Raw genomic sequence first — 25,532 nt, 5'->3', positions numbered from 1 at the left:
AATTTCGCTAAGTGGTCGCATGTGCTAGCCCCTTTTGATAAGCTCATAAGTCGGTAAATCGGTGATTTCTTGGACTATGATTTCATCGCCGTTTTCGTTAATCTCGCGCTCGTAGTTTGGATAGCTATCATTTGCTACGCACTCGCTCCACTGGGCGAGTAGTCTCGTGTAATACTGCCTGCCACTCTCAAAAATAGGGCTATTGCGCTTAATCTCATAAAATGCCACGCCGTAAGGCTCTTTGGTCTCTACTGCGATGAATAAAAAGCTATTAACCGCTTTGCCTAAGCTTTCTAAAATGTCGGTATAAAACGCCACTTGCATGTCATACGCATAGTTTGCGATTGATTTAGTAAAGTCGTATTTTTTGACGCTTTGGGCGGTTTTTAAATCCACTAAAAGCCCTAATTTTTCGTTGTAAAAGTCAGGTCTGCATTTGACCTTGACACCATTTATCTCGCTAAAATAGCTTTGCTCTGCCATACCGTTATTTACGAAAATGTCAAAAGCCTTATGAGTGGTTACACTTTTTGCGATAGCCTTTGCTTTATCGAAAATTTCGTGAGTGATGATAGTCTTGCCTGCGCTTTTGGCTTCGAACTCTGCGAAAATCGCTTTACCCTCTTTGGTGCGTTTGTCGCACTCTGGCATAACGGCGTATTCGTGTGAGAAAGTCAAAGGCTCTAAAACTAGCTTATGAATTACAGAGCCAAGCAGTAGGCTAGGGGTTTGCTCAGAGGGCAATAAACCCTCTTTTTTGAGTTTTAGCGCATAAGGCGTTTTGCTAGCAAGTAGGCTTAAATCACTTTTAGAGATTTCAGCTCTTGCGTGGTAGTCTGAATTTGTCATAGTGTGCTCCTTTATATAAAATAAATTGATATTTGAATATTAATAAAATAAATATAAAAATATGCTTAAATATTATTAATTTAGTTAATTTTTTATAAAAAATCGTAAAATTATCATAAAAATTGCGTAAGATTTTTTTGGTATAATCACAACAAAAAAGGAGTGCAAATGCAAATCTCAGTCCAAATCGAAAATGGCAACCAAAACATATTTAACGCCTTAAAGGCGATTTTAAAAGCGCAACCAAACCTAAATTTCCATATAGAAAAAAACACAGGTAAAGGAAGCTATCGCCTAAGCAAAGCAGATGAAGCGGATTTCAAAGAGACTTTGCGACTGCTAGAAAAGGGCGAATTGGAGTTTGTAAGCGCAGATGAGATGAGAGCTCGCACGGATAAAGGAGTAGCGAAAATCAAGGCAAAATATGCGTAAAATCACATATAATAGCCGATTTGAAAGCGAAATTTTAGGTATTGTAGAATTTATCGCCAGACGCGACGGATTTGCAAGAGCTGAGAAATTGTATAATGAAATCTACGCTAAAATCGCAAAAATCCCATATATGCCCTTTGCTTACCGATTAGACCCTATGGCAAATGACAAAAACACAAGGGATTTGATTTATAAAGGCTTTGTCGTGCCGTTTTATATAAGCAGTGATAAAATCGAAATTTTGGGGATTTATAAGGCAAATTTGTGGAGTGGCGGACAAAACTATGATATGCCCTGATCGGTGAAAATTAGCCCCTTTGTGAAGTGGATTTTGCCACAGACCTTGCCTAGTATCTCAAAATCATCATCCGCCCCTAGCTCCATATCACCATAACTTTTGTTAATCGAGATTAGCTTAATGCCACCGCGAGGCAAAAAATCTACCTTTTTGATATATATCGCTTCGCCTGTGCGGACTATGTAAATACCTGCGATTTTGACGAAGTTATAGCGGAAATTTACCATATCCACGACCGCAATATCACCCTCGTAAAACTCAGGCTCCATGCTATCGCCGATGATTTCTATCGCGCGCAGATTTGCCGGGTTTAGCGCACCGATAATCTCACGGCTAACGCTGATATTTTTATCATTGCCAAGCAGCGTGATATCAAATACACCCTCACTGCCAGCACCTGCGAAAATGTTTAGTTTAGGAATTAAGATATTGTCGCTAGATAATGAAATTTTTTGCGGTTTTGCGCCTTTGTAATTATCTGAAAAATATTCTATATCCACGCCGTAAATTTCGGCAAGCGCGCACAAATCATCAAAACTAGGTTTTACAGATTTGCCTTTGATTTTTTCTTCGACTTCACTAGGACTTTTTTCCCACATTGAAATTTGGGGTTGTGTTTTTTCAATATTTAACAATTTTAGCTTTTCTGCCACCTGCTCTTGTGATAATCCTGCGTCTTTGCGCGCTTTTTTTAACTTTTGATGAATATCCAAAATTTCCATAACGAACTCCTTAATTGATATTTTAGCATAAAAATTATTAATTTTATTTATAAGTTTAAGTATTTTTTTATATTATTTTGATTAATATTTTTTATCGCTTTTTTATAAATAAAGGAAATAAATGGATTTGGAAATTTTAAGGCGCACAGATCTCAGTGATTTTGCCAAAATTATATTCTTTGAAATTTCAGCATTAACCAATAATGAAAATTTTTGTTTTGCTAAAACAGAGTATTTTTGTCGAACTTATAAAAAAAGTAGAAGGCATATCCAAAGAGTTTTAAAAGAACTAACAGATTTGAAAATTATTACCATTTTTTCAGTAGGCAATAACCGCAAAATTTATATAAATTTGCAGAATCAGGCAGACAAAAATGTCACTGACAAAAATGTCACACTGGGACAAAAATGTCACACAGAGGGTGACAAAAATGTCACACCCTATCCTATTATAAATTTAAAACTAAATAATAATAATTTATTTAGAGAAAATTTAAATTTTAAGCAAAGCGAAAATGAAAAAAATTTTGCAGAAAATGAAATTGCAGAATTTGGCAAAAAACAAAATTCGACTAATTCACAAATAAAATCCGATCAGCCAAATCCACAAACCCAAATTTCAAATGAGCCATATCAACCACTAGCAACTAGCGAAATAAATTTACCAGATTTTATCAATCCTGAGATTTGGGAAATGTGGGAGGAGTATAAACGCTCACGCAAAGAGCCGCTATCAGCTATGCAAAGAGATTTGCTTATCAACGACACATGCAAAAAACTTCATGAGAAAGGATACGACATAAATGAAGCCATAAAACACTCAATCGCAAGCGGATACAAAGCGATATATCCAGCACCGCTTACCAAGCCAGCCCCTAAGCTAAACGAAAACGGCGAGGAAGTAGGCGCGGCGGGTTTGCCATTATCAAAAATGAGCGATAACGGGCAAAAATCGCTTAAAAATCTGATTAACTGGGGCAAAAAATGGGATAAACCAGATGAAAATGGTGCGCCAAAAGAGGCGTCAGATGAGAATTCAAGCAAAGGAGAAGTGCTATGAGAGAGATTAAGTTTAGGGCGTGGCTACCGCATTTAAATGAAATGCGAGAAGTTGCGAGTATTGATTTTACTAACGATACACTAATGACAAAGGGCGATACTACGCTTTTTAATTTCAATGAGAGTTTTGCCGAGAGTTTTGATACAGCTATGCTAATGCAATACACAGGCTTAAAAGACCACAGCGGGTGCGAGATTTTTGAGGGAGATATTATAGAGTTTGAGGGTGTTTTGTTTTTTGTGTCGTATAGCGGAAACGAAGCGCGTTATAAGCTACGAACTATATATCGTAGCGAATTAAAAAACAAGGGCGTTTTGACTGGCTATATTGCTAGTGTTTGCAAAATCATCGGTAATATTCACCAAAATTCGGAGCTTTTGAAATGAAAAGTATGGCTCTTTTGGCGTGTTTGGTTACGGGTATGGCTGGAAATTTTGGCAAACAGAAGAAAAAGAAAAAGCGAAATTCGCAAAAAAGCAAAGGCAAAAGAAAGGTGCGAAAATGAGACAAGAAATAAAAAAAATGTTTTTGTGCGTTATTTTGATTTTTATTGGCATAATGGCGTTTGAAGCTATATTTGTTTTAGCGATATTGTTTTTTTATAGTTTTTTAGATTTTGCATTTACCGCTTTTATGATAGGCGAAAATGCAAAATGCCTTTTATTTATCTTATATGCCTCGTGCGGTATTGTGGCGTTTTTTGGTATAAACTTTTTATGCGTAATAAAATTGGCTGACAATTACGAAAAAATAAAAAATAAAATTTTGGAGTGGATTAAATGAACTACAACGATTTTATAAAAAGCTTCTATCCGCTGGGTGAATACTACGGCGTAGAGATTAGCGAGAGCTTGGCGGATTTGTATTTTAGCGCGCTTAGAAAATACAGCATAGATGAGTTTAAAAAGGCTCTTGGCGTTATCCTAGCCACTCACAAATACGCAAAACTGCCAAAAATCGCTGATTTTATCGAGGCAATAGAGGGCAAGGCTGATGATAAGGCAATCATCGCTTGGGAGGTTGCTGTAAATGCGAGTATGGAGGCTAGCATTTATGATAGCTATCGTTTCACAGATGAGGTAATCAACCGCGCGATTAATTCACTCGACGGCGGATTTGAAGCACTAATCCACGCGACAGCCGATACTTTGCCGTTTTTAAGGGCGCAATTTATCAAAGCTTATAGCGCTTTTGCGGGCAAAAATCTAACCCCTAGCTATATCGTCGGACGCAGTGAGAAAATAGGTCAAAATCCAAAAATCGAAATTAAACTACTTCACGGCGATTTAAACAGCGGTAAGATACTTAGGGTAGGTCAGACTACCCCTAAGGCATTTAAAAGCAACAGAGCGCAAACAAATGCGCTAGAAATACGAATTCAAAAATTAATCAAAGGATAAAAATGGAAATCATCACAAAAGAGGGCAAGAGATTTTACAGAGTTAGGAAATTTGTAGAAATGTTTGGCGACCAATTCGAGGGGGTGAGTAGAGAAAGTATCGAGGTTTGCAAGTCGCTAATCAAAAACAAAATTAAAAAAAGGCAACCCCTAAGCGCAAAAGATGAAGCATTAAAAGAGTGCTTTTTAAAAGACGGCAAGGATTTATATGTCAGAGAGGATTATTGCCAGATCAAATACATACCACGATTTAAAAAGGAGTTAGAAGAGGCGTATTTTGAGATAAGCGAGTTACTTAGTATCCGCTCAGACCACGAAATCGCGCGCCTTATCGCACCATTTGCGATAAGTGCAAAATTTAGAACGACCTATGATAGCGTTTATCGAAAAATCATAATTATTTATAACTATTTGCGAGATTTTAAACTCTCAAACGGCGAAACAAACGAGGCGATGTATTTGGCTCTTATGGAGTGCATTAAAGTAGCAAAAGAAAAAAACATAAAAGACCCAAGAATTCTAAGCGCAGCTGTAAATGGATACTATATAATCGAGAGCAAAATCGTCCTTCATAAAAAGGAAATTTGGGGCGATGAGTATCATATCCAAGCCTATAATCCGCGCCTAAGCAAAGCTAAAAAGGAGGCATTATGAGCCATAATCTAGCACAATTTATGGGAAGCAGGGGCGAGTATTTTGTGTTTAACGAGAAACAAAACGATATAGAAATCTTTGTGCCTATGACAATCAGTGGCAAAAAATACTCTACAAATGCGATTTATAGTGGAAATATGAGCTGGCAAAGGCGCATGCAAGTCAAGCGCGAACTACTGCGGGTAACTAAATTTTTTACCCATATCCCAAAAATTTCTCGCAAGGTAAGCGTGCGGGTAGAAATGACCTTTATAAACTCCACGATTAGGGATTTAGACAATCATAGCTTTTTATTTAAAATGCTCCAAGACTGCCTAACTCATCACGGGGTTATCGAGGACGATAGTGAGAAATTTATCAGTAATATCTCAATGCGTAAAGAGACAAATTTAACGCCTGCAAATAGTGGCGTAAAAATACTTTTAAAGGTGGATTTATAAAATGCCAAGACCTCCAAAAGTCGATTATGCTCCGATTGTCGCAGAGTATCAAGCGGGGCTTTGCTCTATAAGCGAATTAGCTAAAAAGTATAAATGCAACCGCACCGCGCTGTATGATTATATCCGCAAAAACAATATTAAAATAAACGACAATATAAAAAACGGCGTAAGTATTGTAGAGCAGGGATTAGAGTTATTACAAAGCGAAAAAACCAAAACTATTAACGACAAAATAAACGACAAAACGACAATTATGACTAAAAACGCCCTAATGAAAGGTTTCGAGCATATTGCATTAAGGCACGGCGTGTTTGGTGAGTTTTGTGTGAGCTTAGTGCAAAAGGGTTTGCAAAAAGGCGATGAAATCCTAAGCGAAGTAGAAAACGCAAGGGATTTTAAAAGTGCGATGAGTGGTATCAAAGACGGCTTGGATATTTTAGGCGTATTTCCTAAAACCCCAGCGATAAATTTAATGCAGACTATAAACGGCGACAAAGACAAATTAATCGAAGTCGAATTTATAGACGCGGAAGTAGTGAGCGATGAGAACTAAGCTGCCAAAATGGTGCAAAGAGTTTTTTAAACCATATCGCTACAAGGTGGCTTATGGCGGGCGCGGTAGTGGCAAAAGCTACAATATCGCCACAATGCTAATCCTAATGAGCCTTAAAACACGCCTTAGAGTGCTATGCACGAGAGAGTATCAAAACTCCATAAAAGACAGCGTCCATAAGCTTTTAAGCGATAGGATAAATGAGCTAGGCGTATCGTCGCACTTTAAAATAACCGAAAAAGGCATAAGCGCAAACAATGGCAGTGAGTTTATTTTCAAAGGACTTCATCATAGCATAGATGAGATAAAATCCACAGAGGGTATAGATCTATGCTGGGTCGAGGAAGCCCAAAGCGTAAGTGCTAAAAGCTGGGAGGTGCTAATCCCTACAATCCGCAAAAATAAAAGCGAAATTTGGATTAGTTTTAACCCAAATTTGCAAACCGACGCAACATATCAAAGGTTTATTATAAATACGCCAAATAATGCGATTATAAAGCAGGTGAATTGGCGCGATAATCCGTTTTTTAACGAAACGCTAAACGCTGAACGCCTAGCCTTAAAGGCTGTGGATATGGATATGTATCTGCATGTCTGGGAAGGACAGCCACGCATTTCAAGCAAGGCGCAGGTAATGCACGGCAAATGGGAAATCAAAGAGCTAAATCCTAGCCCAAATTTGGTGCCATATTTCGGCGCAGACTGGGGCTTCATAGATCCCACAGCACTCATTAAATGCTATATTATCGACAATCGCTTTTTATATATCGATAGCGAATTTTACGGCATAGGATATGATATAAGCGAACTGCCAAAAGCATTTTTAAGCGTAAAAGATAGCAAGAATTATAATATCATCGCAGATAGTGCGCGACCTGAGATTATAAATTTTATGCGTAAAGCTGGGTTTAATATCCACCCAAGCGTCAAAGGCAAAGGCTCGGTTAAAGACGGTATAGCACTAATTAGAAGTTTTGAGCGAATTTACATAAATCCAAAATGTGAAAATACCATTAGAGAATTTAGCCTTTATAGCTACAAAGTGGATAGATTAAGCGGCGAAATCACGCCTGAGCTAATCGACAAAGACAATCACACCATAGACGCGCTTAGATACGCCTTAGAACGCTTTATAAAGCCAAATTTAAATATTCACACCTTAAAGGCTAGCTTATGAGCGAGAATAGCCCGTTTGATTTGATAGTTGAGAGCATAGGATTAGAAAGCGCACTAAAACTAGCAAAGGATTTGGGCGGTTATACTTTTTACATACCCAAACTAAACACGCTAAATATCACGCTTGAAATCTTAGAGCTTAAAAAGCGCGGTTACAATAAAGAGCAAATTTTAACTGCGATAAAAGCCAAATTTGAACTCTCACACAAAAGAGCTATTAAAATTTTATCCAAAAGTCAAATTTTCTAAGAAAAAACGACCATTTTAAAGCTATATTTGGAAAATAACTTATTTTAAGGAGTTTTAAAATGGCTGAAACTAGATTAGCTGATGTGTTAGTCCCTGAGGTTTGGAACGATTATATCAATCCTTTAATCATCGAAAAATCTGCGCTTATTTCAAGCGGTATCATGCAAAACAGCGACGGGCTTACTAAATTTGCAAACAACGCAGGCGATACATTTGTAATGCCTAGATTTAAACCAATTAGCGGTGGCGCACAAGGTGGCGGTTTGGGTTATGACGGCGACCCGTTAGAGATTAGAAAAATCGCAAGTGGTGCAGAAAAAGTCACTAAGATTTTTAGAGCAAACGCATGGGGCGCTACTGATTTTGCAAGTATGCTAAGTGGAAGCGACCCGCTAAAAGCAATCGCAGATCAAGTGGCGATTTATTGGAAAAACGAAATTCAAGCAAGCTTTATCAAATCCCTTGACGGCATTTTTGGCGCATTGCCAAATCACGCTTACACAGCAAGTGGTGAGTTAGATTTTGGCGCAGTGCTTGACGGCATTTATAGCGTGCTAGGCGATGAAGCAAACAGTGTGAGCGTGATTATCGCTAACTCAAAACTAGCATGGAAAATCGCTCAATCTAGCGTAGCTACATTTAACGGCACACCAAACGGCGAAAATACACCAAAACTAGGATATTTTGAAATCTTTGGTAAAAAACTTATCATTGATGATAATGTCCCTGCAAACACAGCTTACGCTTTTGCAGAAAATAGCTTTGCATTTGCAAACTGCGCGACAAAACAACCAACAGAGACAGACAGAGACGCTCTAAGCGGTCTTGAAATCCTAGTATCACGCCAAGGCTGGATTACTCACCCATTTGGGCTAAGCTACAAAGGCGCATTTAACCCAGATGATACAGCTCTAAGCGATAGCGCAAACTGGGAGAAAATCGAGGAACAAGACAAACTAATCAAAATGGTTAAAATCCAAGGGGCTTAATATGGGTATGCTTACTTTTTTAAATTTGCGAAAAAGCGCAAAGGAAAAGCCTAAAAGCGAAGTTAAAAAAGAAGTTGAAGTTATGGCGGATGAGAAAAAATCCGCCCTAAAATCTAGCAAAAAAAAGGTAAAAGACAATGGCTAAGGTATTAAGTAGAGTTGGGCTTAGAGTTGGATTAGAGGACGAGGCAGGCACATATAAAACCCCGCGCGAAGTCGTCAAGCTAAACGAAGTTATCACGCCAAGCGTGGAGTTTGATAGTGTGGATATTCCAAATTTCGGATATTTTGGCGGTATGAAAGAGGTAGTAAATATCCCGTGCTGGGGTAGAATTTCGGCTGATATCAAAACCTGCTTTTACGATAATTTGGAGTTTTATCATACGCTGCTTACGATTTGTAATCTTAAAAACGAGACAAATGCCGAGGGCAACACCGAATTTACCCCTTACACGCACTCAGAAGCGACAGCTAGCCTTGATTTGGTTTTGCCAGATCGCCTTTTTAAATTCAAAGGCTCAAAGGCAAATTTCAAAATGAGTGGCAAGGTCGCAGATAAAATCGACCTTGAATTTGGCGTGCAAGGAAGCTATGCGGGGCGCGATATCACAGAGACCGAAATAGGCAATGTAGATGGCGGTGAAGTGCTGGTGATTGATTGTATCGGTGCTATGAGTATCGACGGAACGCAAATCAATCTAAGTGAGTTTGAGTTTGACATGGGCTGCGAAATCGCACAGGAAAAATTTACCAATGTAAATGAGTTTCACATTTCAGACTATGCGCCAAAGCTTACGGTTAAATGCAGGCTTGAAAAGGGGCAAGATGACGGCTTTGACGCCTTTAAAAACGCCTCTACTATCGCGTTTGAAGCGATTTTTAGAAATAAAGCTGGGCAAGATGTGTGGAAGCTAGAAATCCCAAAAGCGCAACTATCAGAAAGTCCTAAATTTGAGGATAGCGAGGGAATTTTTGTCATCGAGCGCACATTTTTAGCAATCGCAGACCAAGGCGATGATAACTTCAAACTAACTTACATAGCAAAGGCAAACCGTGATTAAGACAGAATATAAAATAAGCTTAGAGATTGATAGCGATATGTTTTCGCTCGTAGTAAAAGAGCCAAATTTAACCGAACGCAAAGATTTAGAGCTAAAAGCCGAAAATCAAAAAGCAAAAATAAGGGAGCTAGAAAACAAAGCGAAAGAGCAAAGTGATATAAATTTGCGCCTAAATGAGCTAAACGAAACAATCCAAATCAACAAAGAGCTTATTAAAAACTGCGATATCAAAGACAAAATTTCGCTTTTGTTTGAAAATAAAAAGTTAGTCAAAGAAAAAACCGAGCTTTGCAAAAAATTGGGCGAATTTAGCGCAGATGAAATCGCAAAAAGCCTAAATGATGATTTAGAAAGCCTTTTTGCGTATAAAATCGATTTGTTAGTTTTAGGCGACGACAAAGAGCGATTTAAAAATACGCTAAAAGATAAAGGCTTATCGTCTCGCATAGTTTGGGAAGCGATAAACGAAGCGATTAAAGAGGCGCAAGCAAAAAAGTAGCTAAGCTTTGCGATTTTGCGGTTATGGTTTTTAAAAATGGCGAAGTGCCGCCACAACCGCAAAACACCGCAGAGCGTGAGTTTTACGAAAATAGGGGTTTAGTATTTTTAGATGATGATTTTGAGTTTGCGTGTATAAATGCGTTTTTTAAAAGCATAGAGCATGGCGAATTTGGATTAAAGCTAAATGTGGATTTGGTTAAAGAATACGCTAAATTTTACGAAACTCCGTTTTTGGATTTTTACGAAATTTTAAGCGTGATTTTAAACGCTGTGAATAAAGAGCAGCTAAAAAGGCTTGAAAAATGAGTTATTTAAACTCTATGATTATTTCGTTTTTAATGGCTTTTTTATGCAAGATAAAATGCGTTATCGCATACACCATAACGCCTATAATCCCGCTAAATAAAACGCTAAAATCTAACACAGCCAAAACGCAAAAACTAACCGCGCCAAGCACAAAGGCTTTAAACATAGTCCCAGCTGTGTTTTGCAAATACCAAGTAGCGACCAAAAGCGAAGCTATGATTATAAAAAGCGCATACATGATAATCCTTTTTTATTTTATTTATGAGATTTTATCAAAATTTGATAAATAAAATACTCTAAAAGGGCGTAAAATGCAACAAGAAGTAAAGGTTAAAATTTCAGCCGATAGCGCAAATTTCACGCAAAACATAAACCAAGCAAACACGCAAATCAGCGGTTTTGCAAATAGTATAAGCTCGATAAAATTTACAAATTTGATAATCCTAGCAAATCAAGTAATCCCAAGATTAGCAAGTGGTTTCATTGAATTTGGGCGCAACGCAATCGAAATAAACGCAAATTTAGAGAGTTTGGAGCTAAAATTAACTGGACTTATTAGCGCAAACACCCAAAACATAACCACCACAGGCGAAATGGTAAGCATAACGGAAAAATGGAGCATAGCAAGCGCGCAAGCTTCGCAAATTTTAAGCGATTTGACCGCCACAGCAAGAGCCACTGGCACGAGCGCAAGCGATATGAGCAATGCGTTTTCTATGTTTTATGCAACTGCGTCAAATCAAGGAAGTATTACGCAGATAAAAGACGCTTTTGAGAGCGTAGCGTATGCCGTGCAAGTAAGTGGCAAAAATATGGGCGATTTGGTGCCGATGTTTGACAGTCTTGCTAGTGGCACCGTGGTAGCTGGTAGCGAAATGGGCGCATTTATGCGTATTATAGGGCTTACAAACGAGGAATTAAAACAAGCTAACGAAAATGGCAAAGTGCTAGATCTGCTTACTGAAAAAACGGCTAAATTTAAAGAACTAAGCTCAATGAGTGGCGGAAGCTATCAAAGTGTTTTAAGCCAGTATAAAGCAGAGTTACAAGACTTAACCGCTGAGCTTGGAAAGCCGATTTTTGAAACATTTAAGCGCGGTTTATCTGATACGACAAACCTAATCCGTGAAAACAAAGGCGCAATTATAGAGTTTGGAAACGACGCATTTAAAGCCACGCAAATGCTAGGTAGTGGATTAATCCTAATCGCAAACGGCGTAAAAGAGGGCGCGATAAGTGCAGTGCTAGCCGTAGCAAATGCGATAAATGCGATGAACGATAAAATCAACTCTGTAATTAATGCGATTTTAGAGAAAGCAGAAAGTGCCGTAAATGCAATAAATGGCTTTTTTGGCGGTGGAAGTGTAAGCTTTGGGCGCGTGAGTGCTGGGATAATGGATTTAAGCGGATTAGAGGCAAGCTACGCAAAAGCCGTAGAGGATACAAATTTGGTAGCAAAATCCATAAAAGAGCAGTTTATAGACATAGGCAAAAACAGCTATGAGTTAAAGCCGAAACTTGAAATTAAACCACAAGTTGAGTTAAAAAGCGCAGATACTCCACAAAAAGCATTAGAGGTAAAACAGCCCAAAATTTCACGCAGTGGCGGTGGAAGTAGAGCCACGCTAAGGGATACGCAAAATTTATATAAGCAACAACTCCAAAAAGCCGTAGAATATTACGACGCGATAGGCGATTTAGAAAACAAAAGGCTAAAAGAGCGCGAACTTCACAGCATAAAACTTAAAGAGTTGGGATTAAATGAGCTCCAAATTTCGCAAAATTTGGCAAAACTTGACAAAGAAAACCACGCAAAAGATTTAAAAGAAAGGCTAGAAAAAGAGATAGAGTATTACGAAGCTGTGGAAAACGAAGCAATGGCACACATTGCAAGATTACAAATCAAAGAAGCGGAGCAAAGAGCAAAAGGGCGAAGCGACCAAGAAGTAGCAAATATGGTTTATGGCGAAAAAGAGAGAAAAAGCAATTATAATAGCTTAAATAGCGCAATGGGTTATGATATGGGCGCAAGTGGCACGGCTATTGATAGATTAAACACAATAAGCACTTTTTACGACCAAGAGGAAGCTAGGATAAACGCACATTATGCACTTTTAGAGAACACGCAAGCAAATTCATTAGCTCGTCAAGCTGAATTAGATAGAGCATATTTTGCAATGCGAACAAGTCAAGCTGGCACGGCATTTGACGCAATGGGAAGTTTAGCAAAGGCGTTTTATGATATGAGTGGAGGACAAAACAAAACAGCCCTGAGAGCCTATCAAGCAATGATGATAGGCAAAGCTATAATCAACACTTACACCGCAGCGTCTAATGCTTATGCAAGTGCAGGAAATCCATATTTAGGCGCAGCAATGGCAGCAATCGCAATAGCGCAAGGTATGGCGCAAGTAGCGCAAATCAAAGCACAAAAATTTCACACGGGCGGTTTTATCGGTGGCGAACCACTTAAAAGAGATGAAGTCCCTGCGATACTTCAAACTGGTGAATATGTTTTAAGCCGTAAGCAAGTGGCGCAAATGAGCGAGGCGCCAAATTCTAACGCCGGGGCTGGTGAGCCAAATATCGTAATCATAAATAGCGTGGATAATAGCGTAATGGAGGCTTGGGCGAACTCTCGCGGTGGCGCAAAAGTGATAAAAAATGTGATTAAGGGTTAAAGGCAATTTTCCCATTCACATTTGCATTTATAAATATCAAATTTTAGGGTTTTAGACTCCTCTAAATCAAACCATAAAGATGAAAAAGTATAGCCGTTTAAAATTTTAACGAAATTTCCGCCTTTTTGATAAGCCCTTTTTCTTATTTCGCTTGAAATATATAAACTCCCAAATTTTATATAATCGTCATAGTCGAACATTTTATTAAAATCGTCAATCATAAAATTTAATAACTCTGAACTATTTATCGCCTCACCCCCCAAAAACTCGCAGTTGCCTTTTTTATTTAAAAAGCGGTCTTTATTTGGACCACTTACAAAAGATAAAATAATATGCTCTTTACTTGCTTTTGCATAATCGCCACTATGGATTTGTTTATCTACACAGCCCCAAAACAAAAGAGCCATTAAAACCAAAGCCAAATTTCTCATTTTCACTCCTTATTCTTGGTGAAATTTTAGCAAATTTGATTAAATAGTTAATTTTCTAAGAAAAACGCGCTTTCCTTTTGCTAATATCGCCCAAAATTTGGCAAAAAAGGGCTTAAAATGGTTTATAAATACGATGATGAATACCTAGCGCAAGGTGGCGTTATCAATGACGACATGGAAAGCAGGGCGATTAAAGAGATTAATCAATACGCCCTAACTAACCCTTTTTATATCGAAAAACTTACGATTTTAAAGACCTATATAATCTGCTGTATCGAAAACCAAACGCAAGAAAACGACCTTTACGATATCAAGCTAAGGCACTATAAAGATGAGTTTAGCGAAGCGTTAAAGGAAGCCAAAATCGACAAACTAGCGACACAAGCCCAGAGCCAAAACGGCGATAATAGCGCAGGAATTAGCGCGTTTAATTGCCCTTTGGCTAGGGGATAAATTTCAAAATAAAGGAGTGAAATGTTTAAAGAGTGGTTAGAGAAATTTGCAAGAGATAATAATATCGAGCTTGCTAAGATTTACGACGGGTTAAATATCTATGATAAAGCCATGCAAGAGGCAAAAGCAAAAGCCCAAAGCGAAAATGAGAGCCTAAAAGCGCAAAATTTAGCCCTTAAAAATAGCATTGAGAGCCTAAGAGAACTAGGCATTAAAGGCGAAAATTTAAAGGCTGAAATTAGCGCATTGCTAAGCGAAAAAGGCAAAAGCGGTGAAGCTATGCTAGACGGGTTAAAAGCCGAGATTAGCGCACTAAAAAGCGAGATTGAGACTGAGAAAAAAGCCAAAATCGAAGCCGTGCGTAAAAACAAGCTAAAAAGCATTATCGAGGCAATCCCAAATTTAAACAAAGACCACGCTGAAATTGTCGAAATCAAGCTAAATAATGCGCTTAAACTCGATGATAGTGGCAAAGAGTATTTTGAAAAAGACGGCTCGGCTGTGGATACAAAAAGCTTTTTGGACGAGTTTTTTAAGGCTAATCAAAACTATATCAAACCACAAGGAAGCGCAGGAAATGGCGTCAAAGATGATTTGAGTAAGGGCAGGGCAGAAAAAAGCTTTAAAGATATGACGCTCACAGAAAAAGCGATTTTGTTTAAAACAAATCCGAGTGAATATGAACGACTTAAAAATTTAGGAGAATAAAAATGCTGATCTATATACCAGAGAATTTAAGAAATAGCGGTGGGGGTAATGCAACGCCTTATGACGATAGAGCATTAAAAGCGCGATTAGAGGCATTAGAAGCGCGCACGGATAGCGATACTATCTACAACGACAGCGAACTAAGAGCCGAGATCGCGGAGCTAAAAGAGAGAGTGGCTGTTTTGGAGAAATTTCACGCCGTAGCGCCTAGTGATGATGATACGCGCGCGCTATATGGTATCAAGGCGGTAGGATTTTCGTATTTTGATACAGGTTTCACGCTAGATACAGCAAGCATAGGCTATATAGGCATAGGCTATATCGACGGCGAAAATCCAGGTGCGCTAATAGGCGCGTATAAATCAAATGCTTTGCGCGATATAGTCGAATTCATGGGTAAATCTCGCAAAATCCAAGTAAAAATACCAAATAATAAAGAATATAGCGCGGGGACAATAGACCTAAATGCGCCTATGTGCCTAAGTAAAAGAACTGGGGATGAGCGTGTATATATCAGCAATTTAGGGGGCGAAATTTTCAACTTCGAGACAGGTTTAAAAGTTATCAGCGATAGTGAGACTACATATCAAGTCCTGCCACTTCTAGGCAGTGGCGCGCCAAATCAGGCTGTGTATATGTCGGGCGTAATCAAACAAAATGGCAATGTTTTTGGACTATACCCCGTCAAAATCAAGGGCGAAATTTGCCTATTAAAAGTGGATAACGAAGCCGTGCGCGATGACATCCTAGCTGATATCAAGGCTAATGGCTTTGACGCTGAAAAACATGGCGATAAAATTTTGCGTGGCGCAGGTGAGGCGACCTTTGCCGAAGTAGTAGCACCAGAGTAAGGGGGGGCAGATATGGCGATATTAGCGATATTAAAAGGCTATAAATGGCAAATTTTGGCGGTTTTGGCTATGGCGCTTAATATCGCCATTTTTAGCTACCAAAGGGCGAAAATTTCAAATTTAGAACAAATTTCAAAGCTAAGGCAGAGCGAGATTTCAGCCCTTAGGGGTCAAATTTCAAATTACGATTTAGCCTTAAACGAAACGGCGCAAAATTTCAGCGAAGTAATAAGGCTAAATGATGATTTAAAAACCCAGCGTGAAAGGATTGTAAAAAATGCAAAATCTGGCGTGGCATCAAAAGAGCCTGTCTCTGAAAATCTTGCTAATAGCGTTAATTTTGTGTATCAACGGCTGCGCGAGCAGGCAGATAAATGAGGGCAAGGTTGTCGTGCCAAAGCAACTATTTTGGATAGAGCCAGTGCGCGTGCAGAGTGAGCCAAAGAGCCAAGACGAGATTGCGCTATTTATGCTTGATTTATTCGAGGCTTATGAGAAATGCGCCCTAAATTTGCGCTCTGTGGAAAAAATCATAGACGCACAGGAAAGGGGCTAAAAATGGATATGAATACAGACATTTACGGCGCGATTGTCAAAATCAAAGAGAAATTAGAGGGCATAGAGGGGATTAAAACGCTTAAAATCGGCATAGAGCCAAATATCAGCCCAAGCGATTACCCGATTATCCGAATTGTGATTAACAAAAACGATTTGACCCAAAGCAACGGCTGGGAAAATGATATTTATTTTAGCGTCTATTTCGGTGCGAAGATTGATGAAAAAGTGGGGCTAGAAAATATCTATAAATACCTTTATGACTTAGAGCGCGAGATAAAAAACCGCCTCCACAATCACCAGCTAGAAAATAGCTGTTTGATTAGGTTTGAGCGCACGCAAAGCGACAATGACACGCTGAAAAATTTTAAAATTTTATGTAGCGATTTTAAGATAAACGCTGTTTTATAAGGACTAAAAAATGGTAAATTTGAGCGAACAAAAGAGCAAATGGGAGTTTTTAGATAACGCATACAACGAAACGGGCGGTTTTGCAAATGGTGGATATTTGCAAAAATACACCAGAGAAACAAGCGATAAATTTGCAATGCGCCAAAGCGTGGCTTACTACATAAACTACAATAAGCCTATAATTGATAGATTTAGCGGTTATTTGTTTAAGAAAAAACCAAAAAGGCTAAGCGAAAATGAAATCATAAACCAAATTTTAGACGATGTGGATTTAAACGGAAATAACCTAGATATTTTTATCCAAAACATTTTCAAAACAGCGTTTTTATACGGCACGGCGTTTATTTTGGTAGATATGCCAAAAGACTTAGGCGATAGCCTAGCAGACCAAAAACAAAAGCGCGCATTTCCATATTTTAAAGAGTTAAATCCTTTGAGCTTATATGATTTTTATATCAAAAATGGCGTTTTAGAGTGGATAATTTTTGAGTTTAATATCGAAACAAAAGAGCCGTTTGCAAAAGCTGTGAGCGAAAAACGCTACTATTTTTGGAGCAAAGATGAATTTCAAATCCGAAATAGCTCAGGCGATATTTTAGAAGCTTCGCAGCATAATCTAGGCTTTGTGCCAGTGGTGGCTTTGCAGTTTGGAAGTGAGCTTTTGGGCGATACGCTAAGCTATGAAGTAGCGCAAATCGCTAAACGCATTTACAATGCACGCAGTGAGCTTGACGAGATTTTGCGCGGGCAGACATTTAGCATATTAGCTTACCATGTGCCACAGGGCGAAAATACGCCAAGCGAGCTAAAAGTAAGCACCGATAATGCGCTTTTGTATAGTGGCAACAAGCCTGAGTTTATAAGCCCTAGCCAAGATAGTGCTAGCACATATTTTACACATATTGAAAATTTGGAAAATATCATAGATGAAATCAGCCTAAATCCTGTGAATTTAAGCACCAAAAGCGATGATAGTGGCGTGGCTTTGAAGTATAAATTTGAAAATCTAAATGGATATTTAAACTTTTTAAGCAACTCTTTGGAGGATTTGGAGCGCAAGCTATTTGATTTGGTTTTTAAATACCTAAATTCGGAGTATAACTACTCTGTGAGTTATCCAAACGACTTCCAAATTTCAGATTTAACTAGCGATATTGCAAACGCGCATGCGCTAAAAGAATTTGGTATGCCCGAGGCGTGGAGCAGGGCTAAGCGCAAAGAGTTAGCGCGCGCTGATCTAAATGGCTTAGATGATACAGAAATGGGCGAAATTTACCAAGAAATCGACGAATACAAAGAGATTGATTGATGATTAAATTAGAGATTGAAAAAGGTGCGATTGATAAAATAAACGCCAAATTTGCGCGTCTTAGCGACCTTTTTAAGGTGCGAGCCATAGCGAAGCTAGCCGATATGGTCTATGAAAAAGCCGATGATTTAGCAGACGAGCACACGCAAACTGGCGAAATGATAAAAAGCCTTTATATCCACAAAAAAAGCGCGGTAGATTATGAAATAGGCTTTGATGATGAAAAAGCCCCTTATGCTAAATTCGTGCATTTTGGCTCAAAGCCGCACGAAATAAAAATCAGAAATTGCAAATTTTTAAGGTGGAGCGACGGAGATGATTTTATATTTGCTAAAAAGGTAAAACACCCGGGCTATGAAGGCGACCCATTTTTATACAACGCCGTAGAGTTGGAGATTGACCCATTTATGGCGTGGCTAGATAGGCAAATTTCAAAAAATGTTAGTGATTGATGATTTGCTGGGTGCGCTTGGGATTAAAATCAACGCTCATGCCAAAGAGCTTTTAGCTGATACTATCGCAAATGGCTTAAAAAGCGAAAATTTAGCCAAATTTGGCGAAGCTGTGATAAAAGAACTAAACGCCACACAAAGCCAAATCAAAGGCGAAAAAGTGCCTTTGCAAGCCACGCAAAACGCATATATTTACGATGATATAACCCTAAGCGATAATTTGTATCTGCGCCTAAGAGAGGTTGAAAAAGAGGCAAAACAAATCATAAAAACGCATTTGAAAGAGCAAAAAACGATTAAAGATTTAGCCTTGAAATTATACGAAGGCTATGACTTTAAATCTGACCCGCTAAAAATCAAAAAAAAGCTCCCAAAATATCTAAAAGAACAAATCGCACCGCTATCGCAAATCAAAAAGCTAAAAACACCAAATTTAAAGGCGTCGTATATGCAGGCGCTAAAAGCTAAAAGCGATGAAGCAAAGGCAAAAGCTTTAAAAATCGCAATGTATGAAAAGGGGCGATTTTATGCAAACCGCATAGCGCAAAATGAAGCAAACATAGAGTATATGCGAGAAAGAGCGACTGAAATTTTAAATAATGATGAAATCGAAGTCGTAAGGGTAAAAATGAGTAAAACTCACCCGCGCGCTGATATTTGCGACTATCATGCAAATGTAGATTTATATGGACTTGGGCGTGGAATTTACCCAAAAGAGCTAGCCCCGCTTCCACCATTTCACCCATTTTGTAGGTGTAGATTAATCCCCAAATTTAGCGAGAGTGCAAAGGGTGCAAAGCTAAATCCAAACGCAGAAAAAGAATTTATTAAATCACTTGCGCCATACAAACAAGCGCAAATTTTAGGCTCAAAGCGTAGAGCTTTGGAGTTTTTAAGCAGTGATAAATCTATGGTGGAGTTTTATAACCAAAGCAAACCACAAAGGTATAAAACCGCCACAATAGGCGAAATCTTAGGGCTAAATTTGCGCAACGAAACACGGGCGCAAAAGGGCGAAAAAACGCCAAAGAGCGCAAAAATAAAACCAAATTTTAGTGGCACAGCAATCACACAAGCAGAAAAAGAGGCAATCGCGTTTTATACGACTGATAATTATCCAGTAACAAGAGTGGTCGCAAATAACCCAAATATCACAATAAGCGAGCTAAAAAACAATCCGCAGCTAGGGTTAAAGTATATGAGCGATGAAAAAATACAAGAGCTCAAAGACGCTGCGCTAAAACACTATAAAACAATAAACAAAATTTTCAAAAAATACCGCTCAAATTTAGATAACGATGTGATTTTACACCGCGGTATAGCAGTGAGCGAGAAGCTTTTTAGTGTGATAGAAAAAAAGGTTGGCAAAAATCTAGTTTTAGACGATAAGATGTTTAATAGTTTTTCACAAAACTACACTACTGCGTATAATATCGCTAATATCCACACAGATAAAACTAAAACTCACATAGTGATTTTTAAGGTTGCAAACAAAGGCAAAGCGTTTGATATAAGTGAGCTCTCGGAGATACCGAGCGAAAAAGAAGCCCTTATACCTAAAAATACAAAATACAAAGTCCTAAGTATAGAGCAAAAAACTACTAAATCATATATTGTGGAGCTTGAAATTATTCGGTGATAGGATTAAACTCTATGTTTTTATCAAGCCAGTGCAAAAACTCAATTTCATCGGTGATTAGGGGTAATTTTTGAAACTTTTTTTTAAAATCATCGCTTAGGGCGTGCCCGAACATCTTAAACGCGAGCGGTTTTTTATCCTGTAAAGCAAAAAGCCTAAGCAAAATCATTTTTACTCCGTAATATTCGGTAAAATCGCAATATTTCAATGCTAATTTTCCAAGTAGATCTGATTTTTTTTGCTCGTATTCGCTTAATTCGTAATTATCCATTTTCACCCTTTAAATTTTCGTAATTATATCAAATTTCTAAGAAAATACGCCCTTTTATTTGCTAATCTTAGCCAATTTTAACACAAAGGCTATCAATGGCATACATACAAGGCACGGCAAATAGCATATTTGATTTGCTTGAAGTCATAAAAAATTTAGCCGTTTCGCAAGGCTGGGAAGTTTTGGGTGACACAGCTACGCCATATAATGATATACCGCGCGACGCTAGGCATTGCGACTACACAGGCACTATAAGCGCGCTAGGTAATAGCGTATCAAGTGCTAGTTTTAATGTGATTATGCCCCGCGCTGTGAGTGTGAGCGGGCTAAATTTCAAAGGGAGTGTCAGTGTAACGATTTACGGGATAGATTTTGACCAAACACGCGAACTAATCGCCGAAAGCGTCAGCAGCGGTTATGAGTTTAGCGCGGAGGTAAAGGCTAAAAAATATGTTCAGTTTCAAGTCATACCAAGCGGAACGATACACGATTTTCACATTAATTTCACATGTGAAAACGAAATTTTAGAGCGATTTGTAACCCTAAGCAATAAAGATGATAGCAATAATGTCATCATAAATCTATGTGCGTTTATAGGCGTGGGTGGCAGGGCAAATTTGGCGGTCGCTACAAGCACAGGTTTTAGCCCTGATTTGCCGATAGAGGAGCAACTAAACACCAAACTAGGCTATATTTTAAGCGATGATGAGAGCATAGGATACCGCATAAATCTAAATCGCCACCGCCTAATCATCAGCGCAAATTTGCAAAGAGCAAGTGAGACTTGGCAGATTTGCTACGCTGGAAGGCTCATTATATATGGTGGAAAATGGGCTTTGCCTGATTGTAATGCCATAATGGCAACACACCTAAGCGATACGAGATTTAATGAGACCCAGAACGCTAATTTTAATAGCCCTTACATCTATTTTAGCGGGGCATTTTCGCAGGTTTCTAGCACTGCTTTAAGCAAAGAGAGCGCAAACGCTACGATTTGCAATATCGACGCGCCAATTAGTGGTGAAATAGTAAGATTCCCTATAATTTGCTATCGTATCACAAATAGCTATTTAGACCAAAGCGCGGGTGATATTTTCGGCGAAATGGACGGGCTTTATAGCGTAATACTTCCGCCAAATGTCCATCGTGGCGATGAAGTTAGCTTTGGTGACCAAAATTTTATCGTCATCGCCAAGGGCTCGGATTTTTCGAACCCTTATGAGAGTTATATAATGGCTAAGGAGTAAAAATGCGATTTGAGAAAACCATACTAAATACTAGATCTGAGTTACTAGAAAAAATCCAAGCCTTTTTAGGCGCGTGTGGCTGGGAGTGCTATAAAAAAGATAGCCAGACGCTTTATGCCAAAAACCACACCGGGGGCGGTATAATTTTTCATTTTATCCCATTTGTGGCAGGGTATGGCGTGTATCACTATGTCGAACGCTCTACGATCCATGTAAGCGATAGTATAGATGAGAATTTAGCTTATAACGCGCAACCCCGCTCAGCCGAGGTTAGTTATTTTGAGTTTCAACAAGATAGCAACAAAGAGCTAGGCGAGGTTACACTTATAGGCGATAGCGAGAATTTCACGCTTGCCCTAAACTGCAAGGATTTCCCAGAGGTTTATCATTATTCGGAGAAAGACCCGCCTGTAAGCTACCCATTTATGCTGGTGTTTAGCTACTCGCTTTTAGCTAAATCGCATGAGTTTAATGGTGGCAGTGTGGCGTATAGCTCGATTTGGCGCATAAATTATAGCGGGTATTATCCACAGCAAACAGAGTATAATAGTGTCCCATTTACCAAAAATACCAAAACCCTAATGAGCCTTGGCGGGGCGTGGAGAGATCTCTATAACGCAGATTTGCGAAATTCGCTAATTCTGACAAATCTAATCCCAGCTAATACGAACACCAATAGCGCGGATTTTAACGCCCTTAGCCCTCTATCAGCAAAGGCTTTATTAGAGGTGCAAAAATCTAGCCTAAGTGGGCTATTTACACTAATCAAACCGCTGTTTTATTATAAAAACAACGCCGGGAAATTTGTCTATGCCGGAAGCGTGGAAAATATCCGCGTCATCAAAGAACAAAACCAATATGGCACACCGCTTACAAACGGACAAATTTTAAATTTGGGCGACGCTAAATTTATGCTTATCCAGCCGTTTCGTCAGCCTAAAACAAATTATTCTTATAGCTATTGGTTGGCGGTGAGAGTTGCGTGATTTTATAGATTTAGCTGGGTATAGCGTTTATCGTAAAAACGCCCTTTTAGAGGCAAATACGCCAAATGCGGGGGAGGCACTAACGCTAGTATCGCACAAAGAGTTAATCCTGCCAAGCCCAGTGCCAAAAACCGCACCAAATGCTCTAAAAGAGGCAAGGAGCGTGGATTTTCGCTTTGCTATGTGGGATATAAATACCGATAAAAACGGCGTTTATATATTTGATAGGCAGATTGATTTTGGCACGATTACAGGCGAAACGCTGGTTAAATTTCGCTTAGCAAATTTCGACACCAAAAGCCACACGCTACAAAACATAAATTTTAGTAAAAACGATAATATCGACATTTACGGCGTTGGCGTGGGGCAAATTTTCGCCCCTAGCGAGTGGGTAGAGATCACACTTCGCACAGATAGTAACGGCAGCGCGCAAATCGATAGTGATTTAAGCTTTGTTTTTGACAATCAAGTTATTACAATCCACATTTTAGGCGTGCGCGCTATCGTGTGGAGCTTTCGCCCAAGTCTAGCGTATTCAGAGCGCAAAGAGCTTAAAACTGATATCTTTACAGCGCATAATGGCGCAGAAAAACGCCGTGCTATGCGTTCAAGGGCTTTGCGCCATATAAGCTTTAAAATCACTAGCGACGAGGTCGCCAAATACAGAGGCGTTTTTAACCTATTAAGCTACGGGCAAAAGGCGTATTTTTTCGCCCCGCTGTGGCTAAGTGCCGTGCTAATCGATAGCGACGCGCTAAATTCTACCACGCTTATTACTACTGATACGATAAATTCGGAGTTTAAGGTCGGTGAATACGCCATAATCTGGCAAGATTTCGATAAATGGGATTTTGTGAAAATTTTAGGGCTTTCGCGCAAAGAGCACACCCTCACAGACTGGAACCCGCGCACTGGTCGCAAAGAGAAAAATCGCAAGGTCTATAAATCCACATTTACGCTAGAAAAGCCAGCCTACGCGCAAAAGGGCTTTTTAGTAATGCCATTAATGCGCGTTACACCAAAGGTAAGCGTTTCAGGCGCATTTACCACGGGGGCTGTGGGCTCGTATAGCGTGGAGTTAAAGGAGCTTTTGTAAAATGGCACTAAATTTGGCGAAATTTAATGATAAATTTGTATTTGATTTAGCCCCGCTAATCGAGCCAAAAATCACGCTAAATAATGATTTTAAGGAAGTGGGTAAAAATATCATAACTAAATTTGTCCCGGGTATTAGTTTGCGTAAGATCAGTTTAGAGTATTTTGTGCGTGATTTGGCGCGGGTTAGGGATATAGAGAGTTTTTTTATAAACTCGTGCAAAGGGCGATTAGAGAGCTTTTACATGCCTAGCTTTAAAAAGGATTTTGAAATTTTAGGCGAAAGCGCGAACAATAACAACTTTTCAGCCAAAAGGCAAAACTCAAATTTTGGCGTAATCAGCCAAATTTTAAATATCTCTATCCCACAGAGCGCATTTATGGCGCGGGTGATTGATGTGCGCGTCGATACTGTGAGTGATAGCGAAATCGTGGTTTTGGATAGAAATTTTAGCTTTAAAATCGACAAAGATACGATTATAAACGAGCTTATAAAGGTGCGCTTTGATAATGATAGCTTCGAAGTGCTAAAAGAGGCAAATATAGGCTATAAAATCGCCTTAGAGTTTGCCGAAGTAATGGAGGATTAAAATGGCTAGATTAGCAAATGGATTAGAGACAATGGAGCTAGGTGTTACGGCGTGGCGCGTGATAATCAATGATAATTTTACCAAGCTTTACACAAAGGCTGAAATAGATAGAGATTTTGTCAAAAAGAGCGATTATAACGCTTTGCAAGCTGAACTAAACGCGCTAAAAGCACGAATTGAGGCGTTAGAAAATGCGTGAGCTCTATCAAGTCATAATGGATAACGAGCGGTTTTATTACACCTCAGGCGATAGCGATTTTACGCTAAATAACGAGCTGTATAAGGCTGTGAGTATATATCGCAATGAACTTAGCCGTGATAGCCTAAGCGATGAAGCCAAGCTGATTGCGGATTTGGATTTAGCCCCGTTTGATTTGTATAAAGAATTTAACCCAAGCACCAGCATTTTTGTGCGAATTTTAAAAGAAAATGGCGCGCTTATTTTTGCTGGTAAGGTGCGAAGCGTGGATTTTGAGCTTAGCAAAGGCACGGCTACAATCAAGCTTAGCGCGATCGGTGGCGTGCTAAATTCTAAAATCCCAAATCGCACATACGCTAAGGAGTGTGGATTTAATCTCTTTGATGATGGCTGTGGGTTAGATAAAGCCAAATTTAGCGTGGTTTTGACGAATAATTTCAGCATAAGTGAGGATAAGCTAGAAATCACAAGCGAAGCACTAGCGTCTAAGCCAAGCGGCTATTTTAGCGGAGGATACGCTAGATTTAGTAATCAGCATAGTTATATCAGCGATCACACAGGGGATAAAATCACGCTAATGTTTCCGCTAAAAAACCTAAGCACTAGCGATGTTTTAAATGTATATGCAGGGTGCGATAAAACTATAAAAATGTGTAAAAATAAATTTGGCAATTCGATTAATTACGGCGGTTTTCCATTTATCCCAAGCAAAAACCCCGTAACACAAGGATTTTAATATGTGGTTTGCAGTAGGTATGTTAGTCGCTGCGATAGTGGGCGCAGTCGCAGCAGTTTTGATGACGCCAAGTCCGAGCAACGAGGGAGCAAAGGCTACTAGCCTTGATGAGTTTAGTGTGCCGACTAACTCAAATGGGCGTGTCGTGCCTATCGTATTTGGCACGGTCGAGATTAAAGGAAATTGCCTGTGGTATGGCGATTTGCGAAGTAGAGAGATAGTGGAGTAA

The 25,532-nt window shown here is 39.1% G+C and carries 39 protein-coding genes; 34 read left to right on the top strand and 5 right to left on the bottom strand.

Annotated elements, in window-relative coordinates:
* Nucleotides 1-24 precede the first annotated feature (24 nt).
* Nucleotides 25-849: a PD-(D/E)XK nuclease-like domain-containing protein gene (locus OFO10_RS06110; protein WP_270866496.1), complete on the bottom strand. Its 825-nt coding sequence runs from the start codon at nucleotides 847-849 to the stop codon at nucleotides 25-27.
* A gap of 168 nt (nucleotides 850-1,017) precedes the next feature.
* Between OFO10_RS06110 and OFO10_RS06105 the strand changes: the two genes are divergently transcribed.
* The gene (locus OFO10_RS06105; protein WP_270866495.1) at nucleotides 1,018-1,281 is read left to right on the top strand and encodes a hypothetical protein; all 264 of its coding nucleotides are present in this window, start codon (nucleotides 1,018-1,020) and stop codon (nucleotides 1,279-1,281) included.
* Nucleotides 1,274-1,579 carry a type II toxin-antitoxin system RelE/ParE family toxin gene (locus OFO10_RS06100; RefSeq protein ID WP_270866494.1) on the top strand — a complete coding sequence of 102 codons (306 nt, stop codon included), beginning with the start codon at nucleotides 1,274-1,276 and terminating at the stop codon, nucleotides 1,577-1,579. The genes OFO10_RS06105 and OFO10_RS06100 overlap by 8 nt, the downstream gene beginning before the upstream one ends.
* On the opposite strand, the gene OFO10_RS06095 is transcribed toward OFO10_RS06100, so the two are convergent.
* The gene (locus OFO10_RS06095) at nucleotides 1,564-2,301 is read right to left on the bottom strand and encodes an XRE family transcriptional regulator (protein WP_270866493.1); all 738 of its coding nucleotides are present in this window, start codon (nucleotides 2,299-2,301) and stop codon (nucleotides 1,564-1,566) included. The genes OFO10_RS06100 and OFO10_RS06095 overlap by 16 nt on opposite strands.
* A gap of 121 nt (nucleotides 2,302-2,422) precedes the next feature.
* Between OFO10_RS06095 and OFO10_RS06090 the strand changes: the two genes are divergently transcribed.
* From OFO10_RS06090 to OFO10_RS06020, 15 genes are read left to right on the top strand one after another with little or no spacing between them, the layout of a single operon-like run.
* Nucleotides 2,423-3,361 (top strand): helix-turn-helix domain-containing protein, encoded by a 939-nt coding sequence (locus OFO10_RS06090; protein ID WP_270866492.1) that lies wholly within the window; start codon nucleotides 2,423-2,425, stop codon nucleotides 3,359-3,361.
* Nucleotides 3,358-3,747, top strand: a complete 390-nt coding sequence (locus tag OFO10_RS06085) for a YopX family protein (protein WP_270866491.1) — start codon at nucleotides 3,358-3,360, stop codon at nucleotides 3,745-3,747. Before OFO10_RS06090 ends, OFO10_RS06085 begins: the two co-directional genes overlap by 4 nt.
* On the top strand, nucleotides 3,744-3,866 hold the full coding sequence (locus OFO10_RS06080; protein ID WP_270866490.1) for a hypothetical protein: 123 nt from the start codon (nucleotides 3,744-3,746) through the stop codon (nucleotides 3,864-3,866). The genes OFO10_RS06085 and OFO10_RS06080 overlap by 4 nt, the downstream gene beginning before the upstream one ends.
* Nucleotides 3,863-4,144 carry a hypothetical protein gene (locus tag OFO10_RS06075; RefSeq protein ID WP_270866489.1) on the top strand — a complete coding sequence of 94 codons (282 nt, stop codon included), beginning with the start codon at nucleotides 3,863-3,865 and terminating at the stop codon, nucleotides 4,142-4,144. Before OFO10_RS06080 ends, OFO10_RS06075 begins: the two co-directional genes overlap by 4 nt.
* On the top strand, nucleotides 4,141-4,761 hold the full coding sequence (locus tag OFO10_RS06070; RefSeq protein ID WP_270866488.1) for a hypothetical protein: 621 nt from the start codon (nucleotides 4,141-4,143) through the stop codon (nucleotides 4,759-4,761). The genes OFO10_RS06075 and OFO10_RS06070 overlap by 4 nt, the downstream gene beginning before the upstream one ends.
* 2 nt (nucleotides 4,762-4,763) lie before the next feature.
* Nucleotides 4,764-5,414: a hypothetical protein gene (locus tag OFO10_RS06065; protein WP_270866487.1), complete on the top strand. Its 651-nt coding sequence runs from the start codon at nucleotides 4,764-4,766 to the stop codon at nucleotides 5,412-5,414.
* Nucleotides 5,411-5,854 (top strand): hypothetical protein, encoded by a 444-nt coding sequence (locus OFO10_RS06060; RefSeq protein WP_270866486.1) that lies wholly within the window; start codon nucleotides 5,411-5,413, stop codon nucleotides 5,852-5,854. Before OFO10_RS06065 ends, OFO10_RS06060 begins: the two co-directional genes overlap by 4 nt.
* A 1-nt stretch (nucleotide 5,855) precedes the next feature.
* On the top strand, nucleotides 5,856-6,407 hold the full coding sequence (locus tag OFO10_RS06055) for a hypothetical protein (protein ID WP_270866485.1): 552 nt from the start codon (nucleotides 5,856-5,858) through the stop codon (nucleotides 6,405-6,407).
* On the top strand, nucleotides 6,397-7,584 hold the full coding sequence (locus OFO10_RS06050) for a PBSX family phage terminase large subunit (RefSeq protein ID WP_270866484.1): 1,188 nt from the start codon (nucleotides 6,397-6,399) through the stop codon (nucleotides 7,582-7,584). The genes OFO10_RS06055 and OFO10_RS06050 overlap by 11 nt, the downstream gene beginning before the upstream one ends.
* Nucleotides 7,581-7,832, top strand: a complete 252-nt coding sequence (locus OFO10_RS06045; RefSeq protein WP_270866483.1) for a hypothetical protein — start codon at nucleotides 7,581-7,583, stop codon at nucleotides 7,830-7,832. Before OFO10_RS06050 ends, OFO10_RS06045 begins: the two co-directional genes overlap by 4 nt.
* Nucleotides 7,833-7,891: 59 nt before the next feature.
* Entirely contained in the window at nucleotides 7,892-8,821 is a 930-nt protein-coding gene (locus OFO10_RS06040; RefSeq protein WP_270866482.1) for a hypothetical protein, read from the top strand.
* Between the two features lies 1 nt (nucleotide 8,822).
* The gene (locus OFO10_RS06035; RefSeq protein WP_270866481.1) at nucleotides 8,823-8,966 is read left to right on the top strand and encodes a hypothetical protein; all 144 of its coding nucleotides are present in this window, start codon (nucleotides 8,823-8,825) and stop codon (nucleotides 8,964-8,966) included.
* Nucleotides 8,959-9,882 (top strand): hypothetical protein, encoded by a 924-nt coding sequence (locus tag OFO10_RS06030; protein ID WP_270866480.1) that lies wholly within the window; start codon nucleotides 8,959-8,961, stop codon nucleotides 9,880-9,882. The genes OFO10_RS06035 and OFO10_RS06030 overlap by 8 nt, the downstream gene beginning before the upstream one ends.
* A complete protein-coding gene (locus tag OFO10_RS06025; RefSeq protein ID WP_270866479.1) occupies nucleotides 9,875-10,381 on the top strand; it encodes a hypothetical protein in 507 nt (168 codons plus the stop codon). The genes OFO10_RS06030 and OFO10_RS06025 overlap by 8 nt, the downstream gene beginning before the upstream one ends.
* A 23-nt stretch (nucleotides 10,382-10,404) precedes the next feature.
* Nucleotides 10,405-10,689, top strand: a complete 285-nt coding sequence (locus tag OFO10_RS06020) for a hypothetical protein (RefSeq protein ID WP_270866478.1) — start codon at nucleotides 10,405-10,407, stop codon at nucleotides 10,687-10,689.
* A gap of 1 nt (nucleotide 10,690) precedes the next feature.
* On the opposite strand, the gene OFO10_RS06015 is transcribed toward OFO10_RS06020, so the two are convergent.
* A complete protein-coding gene (locus tag OFO10_RS06015) occupies nucleotides 10,691-10,927 on the bottom strand; it encodes a hypothetical protein (RefSeq protein WP_270866477.1) in 237 nt (78 codons plus the stop codon).
* Between the two features lie 73 nt (nucleotides 10,928-11,000).
* Here OFO10_RS06015 and OFO10_RS06010 point away from each other — a divergent pair, with 73 nt between their 5' ends.
* Nucleotides 11,001-13,370 (top strand): hypothetical protein, encoded by a 2,370-nt coding sequence (locus OFO10_RS06010; RefSeq protein WP_270866476.1) that lies wholly within the window; start codon nucleotides 11,001-11,003, stop codon nucleotides 13,368-13,370.
* Here OFO10_RS06010 and OFO10_RS06005 read toward each other — a convergent pair.
* The gene (locus OFO10_RS06005) at nucleotides 13,367-13,801 is read right to left on the bottom strand and encodes a hypothetical protein (RefSeq protein WP_270866475.1); all 435 of its coding nucleotides are present in this window, start codon (nucleotides 13,799-13,801) and stop codon (nucleotides 13,367-13,369) included. The genes OFO10_RS06010 and OFO10_RS06005 overlap by 4 nt on opposite strands.
* A 117-nt stretch (nucleotides 13,802-13,918) precedes the next feature.
* On the opposite strand from OFO10_RS06005, the gene OFO10_RS06000 reads away from it, so the two are divergent.
* The 9 genes from OFO10_RS06000 to OFO10_RS05960 are packed head-to-tail and all read left to right on the top strand — an operon-like array spanning nucleotide 13,919 to nucleotide 20,179.
* A complete protein-coding gene (locus tag OFO10_RS06000) occupies nucleotides 13,919-14,254 on the top strand; it encodes a hypothetical protein (protein ID WP_270866474.1) in 336 nt (111 codons plus the stop codon).
* A 21-nt stretch (nucleotides 14,255-14,275) separates the two neighbouring features.
* Complete coding sequence (locus OFO10_RS05995) at nucleotides 14,276-14,962, top strand: hypothetical protein (RefSeq protein WP_270866473.1); 687 nt, start codon at nucleotides 14,276-14,278, stop codon at nucleotides 14,960-14,962.
* A gap of 2 nt (nucleotides 14,963-14,964) precedes the next feature.
* Nucleotides 14,965-15,813: a hypothetical protein gene (locus OFO10_RS05990; protein WP_270866472.1), complete on the top strand. Its 849-nt coding sequence runs from the start codon at nucleotides 14,965-14,967 to the stop codon at nucleotides 15,811-15,813.
* A 12-nt stretch (nucleotides 15,814-15,825) separates the two neighbouring features.
* Nucleotides 15,826-16,191 carry a hypothetical protein gene (locus tag OFO10_RS05985; protein WP_270866471.1) on the top strand — a complete coding sequence of 122 codons (366 nt, stop codon included), beginning with the start codon at nucleotides 15,826-15,828 and terminating at the stop codon, nucleotides 16,189-16,191.
* On the top strand, nucleotides 16,154-16,369 hold the full coding sequence (locus tag OFO10_RS05980; RefSeq protein ID WP_270866470.1) for a hypothetical protein: 216 nt from the start codon (nucleotides 16,154-16,156) through the stop codon (nucleotides 16,367-16,369). The genes OFO10_RS05985 and OFO10_RS05980 overlap by 38 nt, the downstream gene beginning before the upstream one ends.
* A gap of 2 nt (nucleotides 16,370-16,371) precedes the next feature.
* Nucleotides 16,372-16,779 carry a hypothetical protein gene (locus tag OFO10_RS05975; protein ID WP_270866469.1) on the top strand — a complete coding sequence of 136 codons (408 nt, stop codon included), beginning with the start codon at nucleotides 16,372-16,374 and terminating at the stop codon, nucleotides 16,777-16,779.
* Nucleotides 16,780-16,789: 10 nt separating this feature from the next.
* Nucleotides 16,790-18,088: a phage portal protein gene (locus OFO10_RS05970; RefSeq protein WP_270866468.1), complete on the top strand. Its 1,299-nt coding sequence runs from the start codon at nucleotides 16,790-16,792 to the stop codon at nucleotides 18,086-18,088.
* On the top strand, nucleotides 18,085-18,540 hold the full coding sequence (locus tag OFO10_RS05965) for a hypothetical protein (RefSeq protein WP_270866467.1): 456 nt from the start codon (nucleotides 18,085-18,087) through the stop codon (nucleotides 18,538-18,540). The genes OFO10_RS05970 and OFO10_RS05965 overlap by 4 nt, the downstream gene beginning before the upstream one ends.
* Nucleotides 18,527-20,179, top strand: a complete 1,653-nt coding sequence (locus tag OFO10_RS05960; RefSeq protein ID WP_270866466.1) for an ADP-ribosyltransferase — start codon at nucleotides 18,527-18,529, stop codon at nucleotides 20,177-20,179. The genes OFO10_RS05965 and OFO10_RS05960 overlap by 14 nt, the downstream gene beginning before the upstream one ends.
* Here OFO10_RS05960 and OFO10_RS05955 read toward each other — a convergent pair.
* Nucleotides 20,169-20,450: a hypothetical protein gene (locus OFO10_RS05955; RefSeq protein WP_270866465.1), complete on the bottom strand. Its 282-nt coding sequence runs from the start codon at nucleotides 20,448-20,450 to the stop codon at nucleotides 20,169-20,171. The genes OFO10_RS05960 and OFO10_RS05955 overlap by 11 nt on opposite strands.
* Nucleotides 20,451-20,545: 95 nt before the next feature.
* Between OFO10_RS05955 and OFO10_RS05950 the strand changes: the two genes are divergently transcribed.
* The 7 genes from OFO10_RS05950 to OFO10_RS05920 are packed head-to-tail and all read left to right on the top strand — an operon-like array spanning nucleotide 20,546 to nucleotide 25,532.
* On the top strand, nucleotides 20,546-21,697 hold the full coding sequence (locus OFO10_RS05950; RefSeq protein ID WP_270866464.1) for a hypothetical protein: 1,152 nt from the start codon (nucleotides 20,546-20,548) through the stop codon (nucleotides 21,695-21,697).
* A gap of 2 nt (nucleotides 21,698-21,699) precedes the next feature.
* Nucleotides 21,700-22,683: a hypothetical protein gene (locus OFO10_RS05945; protein WP_270866463.1), complete on the top strand. Its 984-nt coding sequence runs from the start codon at nucleotides 21,700-21,702 to the stop codon at nucleotides 22,681-22,683.
* On the top strand, nucleotides 22,676-23,779 hold the full coding sequence (locus OFO10_RS05940) for a hypothetical protein (RefSeq protein ID WP_270866462.1): 1,104 nt from the start codon (nucleotides 22,676-22,678) through the stop codon (nucleotides 23,777-23,779). The genes OFO10_RS05945 and OFO10_RS05940 overlap by 8 nt, the downstream gene beginning before the upstream one ends.
* Nucleotide 23,780: 1 nt before the next feature.
* Nucleotides 23,781-24,368 carry a hypothetical protein gene (locus OFO10_RS05935; protein ID WP_270866461.1) on the top strand — a complete coding sequence of 196 codons (588 nt, stop codon included), beginning with the start codon at nucleotides 23,781-23,783 and terminating at the stop codon, nucleotides 24,366-24,368.
* A 1-nt stretch (nucleotide 24,369) separates the two neighbouring features.
* Nucleotides 24,370-24,567 carry a hypothetical protein gene (locus OFO10_RS05930; RefSeq protein WP_270866460.1) on the top strand — a complete coding sequence of 66 codons (198 nt, stop codon included), beginning with the start codon at nucleotides 24,370-24,372 and terminating at the stop codon, nucleotides 24,565-24,567.
* Complete coding sequence (locus OFO10_RS05925) at nucleotides 24,560-25,303, top strand: DUF2163 domain-containing protein (protein ID WP_270866459.1); 744 nt, start codon at nucleotides 24,560-24,562, stop codon at nucleotides 25,301-25,303. Before OFO10_RS05930 ends, OFO10_RS05925 begins: the two co-directional genes overlap by 8 nt.
* A gap of 1 nt (nucleotide 25,304) precedes the next feature.
* Nucleotides 25,305-25,532, top strand: coding sequence for a hypothetical protein (locus OFO10_RS05920; protein ID WP_270866458.1), 228 nt, complete (start codon nucleotides 25,305-25,307; stop codon nucleotides 25,530-25,532).

The sequence above is a fragment of the Campylobacter sp. VBCF_06 NA8 genome (assembly GCF_027737825.1).
Taxonomy (GTDB): Bacteria; Campylobacterota; Campylobacteria; order Campylobacterales; family Campylobacteraceae; genus Campylobacter_B.
The sequence above is the reverse complement of the archived record's forward strand: the minus strand, read 5'-3'. Positions and strand labels throughout refer to the sequence as shown.